Here is a 4294-nt window from a genome sequence, read left to right as displayed (position 1 = left end):
ATTTGCTGGGGTCGTCCACGCGGAACAGGACGAAGAAATCGAAATCGGCGTGCTCCGGGGTGAGGCCTTCGATCACCTGGCCCGCCGTGGCGATGCGCGCGGGAGCGGCCGCCACGTCGCTCATGTCCAAGGCATAGTTGCCGGCGGGCACCCGGGCAGTGCCCTGGTTCACGGTGAGCAGATTGGTTCGTTCGCTGTCGTCACCGCCACCGCCGCATGCGGACAACAATGCGGACACGGTCAACAGGCCGCCAAGCAGCCAGCGCGTCGGGTGACGGCTCATCTCGAACTCCCTTTTCGAATCTTGTTCGCGAAACAGGCGGGACTGTAAAACGCAACAAGTGTTCCAAGAAGGGGTCAGATGGCCGATGCCACGTGAACCAGGGGGTCAGCGCTGGACGGCTTCCAGCAGGGCCGCGATGGCGGCCGGGTCCTCGATGGTGGTGAGGTCGCCCGTGGCGCGGCCCTCGCACACGGCCTGGATGGCGCGGCGCAGCAGCTTGCCCGAGCGGGTTTTGGGCAGCACGTTCACGAAATGCACGCGCGCGGGCCGGCCCACGGCGCCGATCTGCTGATCGACCGTTTGCATCACCTCGGCTTCGAGGGCCTTGCGCCCGGCCTCGTCGGCCACGCGGGCCGGGTCTCGGCAGACCACGAAGGCGCGCGCGACCTGGCCCTTGAGCTCGTCGGCCACGCCCACCACGGCCACCTCGGCGACGGCCGGGTGGGCGCTGACGGCCTCTTCGATCTCGCGCGTGCCCAGGCGGTGCCCGGCCACGTTGATGACGTCGTCGGTGCGGCCCAGGATGAAGTGGTAGCCGTCGGCGTCTCGGATGCCCCAGTCGAAGGTGTTGTAGACCTGCTGGTTGGCGAAGCTGCTCCAGTAGGTTTTGACGAAGCGCTGGTCGTCGCCCCACACGGTCTGCAGACAGCCGGGCGGCAAGGGGTAGCCGAGTGTGAGCACGCCCTTCTGGTCGGGCTGGGTGAGCACCTCGCCCGTTTGGTCGTCAAGCAGGCGCACGTCGTAGCCGGGCATGGCAAAACCAGGTGAGCCGAAGCGCGTCTGCAGCGACGGGTCGATGCCGCGCGGCACGCTCAGGATGGGCCAGCCCGTTTCGGTCTGCCAGTAGTTGTCGATGATGGGCTTGCCGATGGCGTCGCTGATCCACTTCGCCGTGGGCTCGTCCAGCGGCTCGCCGGCCAGGAACAGGTGCTTGAGGCTGGAGAGGTCGTGGCGCTTGAGGCAGTCCGGGTCCTGCTTCTTGAGCACGCGCACGGCCGTGGGCGCCGAGAACATGACGCTGACCTGGTGCTGCTCGACCAGCTTCCACCAGATGGCGGCGTCGGGCCGGATGGGCAGGCCTTCGTAGACGATGGTGCTCATACCGGCCAGCAGCGGGCCGTAGACGATGTAGCTGTGGCCCACCACCCAGCCGATGTCGCTGGTGCAGAAAAAGGTTTCGCCCGGCTTGCCGCAGAACAGCTGGTCCATGGACGCGGCCAGCGCCACGGCGTGACCGCCGGTGTCGCGCTGCACGCCTTTGGGCTTGCCCGTGGTGCCCGAGGTGTAGAGCGTGTAGCTGGGGTGGTTGGCGTCGACCCAGGTGCAGGGCACGACCTCGTCCATGACCTCCAGGCGCGCGGCCCGGTAGTCGATGTCGCGGTCCTTGACCATCCCGGCCGGGGCCAAGCCGCGGTGCACCATCACCACCTTGTCGGCCTTGTGGCGGCTCAGGTGCAGGGCCTCGTCGAGCAAGGGCTTGTAGGGGATGACCTTGCCGCCACGCGAGCCCGCGTCGGCCGAGACGATGACCTTCGGGGTGGCGTCCTCGATGCGACTGGCCAGGGAGTGGGCCGCGAAACCGCCGAACACCACCGAGTGGATGGCGCCCAGGCGCACCGTCGCCAGCATCGCGATGACCGCTTCCGCGATCATGGGCATGTAGATCAGCACGCGGTCGCCTTTGCCCACGCCCTGGTTGCGCAGCACGGCGGCCATGCGCTGCACCTCGACGTAGAGCTGGCCGTAGCTCAGCGTGCGCTCGGTGTTGGTTTCGCTGGAAATGGCGATCAGCGCGGGCTGGTCGGGGCGGTGTGGCACGTGCCGGTCAACGGCGTTGTGGCACAGGTTGAGTTGCCCGCCGACGAACCACCTCGCAAAGGGCGGGTGGCTGGTGTCGCAGACCTTGTGGAAGGGGCGGTGCCAGTCGATTCGCTGGGCCTGTTCGCGCCAGTAGGCGTCGCGATCGTGCAAGGACCGTTGGTGCAGGTCTGCGTAGGTCATGGGGCGCGCTCGCAGGGGGTGAAAGCGGTTTTTTGTTTGGATTTGTGGACATGCTAGTGTCACGAATACCCCCTTGAACAGGGGGGATACCCCCGCGTTCAAACCGAGCGCGCCTCACCGGCATCGGCCGTTCAGATGAAGACCGCTGCGCGCCTGAGGATGATCAAACCAAAGAAGCACAGGCCGAGCACCACACCCCATTTCAGGCACAACATGGCCCGCTGGCGCCAGACGACCTGTTTGGTGACGGTGAAGACGGCCATGTTGAGCAAAAAGCCCAGGGCCAGTGCAACGGCCAGGAAGCGAAAGAGCACCATGGCCGGCCTCACCAGGCCGGGGCCAGCTCGGCCATGCCACGCGGGGCCTGACGCTCGTCGGCGAAGCTGGTGATCTCGTAGGCGTCAGGTTGTTCGAGCAGGGCGCGCAGCAACTGGTTGTTGAGCGCGTGGCCCGAGCGGAAGGCCGTGTACGAGGCCAGCAGCGGGTGACCGACGACATAGAGGTCGCCGATCGCGTCGAGGATCTTGTGCTTGACGAACTCGTCGTCGTAGCGAAGGCCGTCGCTGTTGAGCACGCGGTAGCGATCGACCACGATGGCGTTGTCCATCGAGGCGCCCAGGCCCAGGCCTCGCGAGCGCATCATCTCGACGTCCTTGGTGAAGCCGAAGGTGCGGGCGCGGGCGATGTCCTGCTTGTACTTGCCGGAGCTGAAGTCGAACTCGACGCGCTGGCCGGTCTGGTCGACGGCGGGGTGGTCGAAGTCGATCTCGAAGGCCAGCTTGTAGCCGTGGTGGGGCTCCAGGCGGGCCCACTTCAGGTTGCGGCCTTCGCCCTCGCGCACCTCGACGGGCTTGAGCACGCGCACGAACTTCTTGGGGGCTTTTTGCAGCTCGATGCCGGCGCTTTGCAGCAGGTACACGAAGGCGGCCGAGGAGCCGTCGAGGATGGGCACCTCTTCGGCGGTGATGTCGATGTAGACGTTGTCCAGGCCCAGGCCGGCGCAGGCCGACATCAGGTGCTCGATGGTGTTGACCTTGGGCGCGCCCGGATCGCCACCGGGCGAGATGGTGGTGGCCATGCGGCAGTCGCACACCGACTCGGCCTTGACGGGGATGTCCACCGGCTGGGCCAGGTCCACCCGACGGAAGACGATGCCGGTGTCGGGCGCGGCGGGGCGCAGCGTCAATTCGACGCGCTGGCCGCTGTGCAGGCCGACGCCGACGGCGCGGGTCAGGGACTTGAGGGTGCGTTGTTGCAGCATGGGGGTGGATTATCGCTGCGATGCAGCAAACGTGCACACCCCGTCCGCCTATCCCGGCGATTGAAAAACGCCATCGCGCCAGCCCCGGGGCGCAGCGAGCTCAGATGGGTTCACAGCGTGTGCGTGCGATCACCGTGCTGAAAGCCGATGGCGTCGAACCACGGGCCTTTGACGAAGCCGATGACCTTGAAGAGCTCGCCCATTTCGTGCTCGGCGACCAGCATCTGCAGGGCGGCACGGGCCTTGACCTCCGCCGCTGTCGACGCCTGGCCGCAGCGCGCCATGGCTTCGCCCAGGCCGCAGTTGGTCAAGAAGCGACCCTGGCTGGTGTAGCCCAGCACCTCCCAACCCGCCTCCTGACCCGCCAGGGCGATGCCGGTGAAGTTCACGTGCGTGGTGATGTCTTTGTCGCCGACCATGGCCAGCGGATCCGGGTCGGCGGTGTGGGCGTGGTGGCACATCAGGGTGCCGCCACGTCGGTCGGGCAGGTAGTACTCGCGCTCGGGGAAGCCGTAGTCCAGGAAAAAGGCCGCGCCTTGGGTCATGCGTTGGGCCAGGGTGGTCACGAAGGCCTCGGCCTGGCCGTGGGTCTCGGTGACGGTGCCGGGGGCGTAGGCGGCATCGGGGTGCTCGGTCGGGGGGCGGGCGCCTTCGGGGGCTGGGCGGTCGGCCCAGCACAGGGTGGGCTGAGTCGGGGCGCTTGGGGTGCCAACCACGTCTTGGGTGGGGGGCAGCTCGGCCAGCGACAC

Annotated in this window: 5 protein-coding genes; all 5 read right to left on the bottom strand. The window is 67.4% G+C overall.

Annotated elements, in window-relative coordinates:
• The coding region (locus B2W70_RS00290) for a hypothetical protein (protein WP_286741912.1) at window positions 1–283 on the bottom strand (283 nt) is incomplete at its 3' end.
• A gap of 105 nt (window positions 284–388) precedes the next feature.
• Window positions 389–2284: a propionate--CoA ligase gene (locus B2W70_RS00285; RefSeq protein ID WP_286741911.1), complete on the bottom strand. Its 1896-nt coding sequence runs from the start codon at window positions 2282–2284 to the stop codon at window positions 389–391.
• A gap of 131 nt (window positions 2285–2415) precedes the next feature.
• A complete protein-coding gene (locus tag B2W70_RS00280; RefSeq protein ID WP_058088464.1) occupies window positions 2416–2601 on the bottom strand; it encodes a hypothetical protein in 186 nt (61 codons plus the stop codon).
• 8 nt (window positions 2602–2609) lie between these two features.
• Window positions 2610–3545: a UDP-3-O-acyl-N-acetylglucosamine deacetylase gene (gene lpxC / locus B2W70_RS00275; RefSeq protein ID WP_286741909.1), complete on the bottom strand. Its 936-nt coding sequence runs from the start codon at window positions 3543–3545 to the stop codon at window positions 2610–2612.
• A 110-nt stretch (window positions 3546–3655) separates the two neighbouring features.
• On the bottom strand, window positions 3656–4294 hold a 639-nt coding region (locus B2W70_RS00270; RefSeq protein WP_286741908.1), incomplete at its 5' end, for an SAM-dependent methyltransferase.

It is taken from the genome of Aquabacterium sp. UBA2148 (assembly GCF_002328915.1).
Lineage (GTDB): Bacteria > Pseudomonadota > Gammaproteobacteria > Burkholderiales > Burkholderiaceae_C > Aquabacterium > Aquabacterium parvum.
The sequence above is the reverse complement of the archived record's forward strand: the minus strand, read 5'-3'. Positions and strand labels throughout refer to the sequence as shown.

Excerpts from the sequence above, each read along its gene's own strand:
- B2W70_RS00285 (WP_286741911.1), bottom strand. The coding sequence starts at position 2,284 with ATGACCTACGCAGACCTGCACCAACGGTCCTTGCACGATCGCGACGCC.
- B2W70_RS00280 (WP_058088464.1), bottom strand. The coding sequence starts at position 2,601 with ATGGTGCTCTTTCGCTTCCTGGCCGTTGCACTGGCCCTGGGCTTTTTG.
- lpxC (WP_286741909.1), bottom strand. The coding sequence starts at position 3,545 with ATGCTGCAACAACGCACCCTCAAGTCCCTGACCCGCGCCGTCGGCGTC.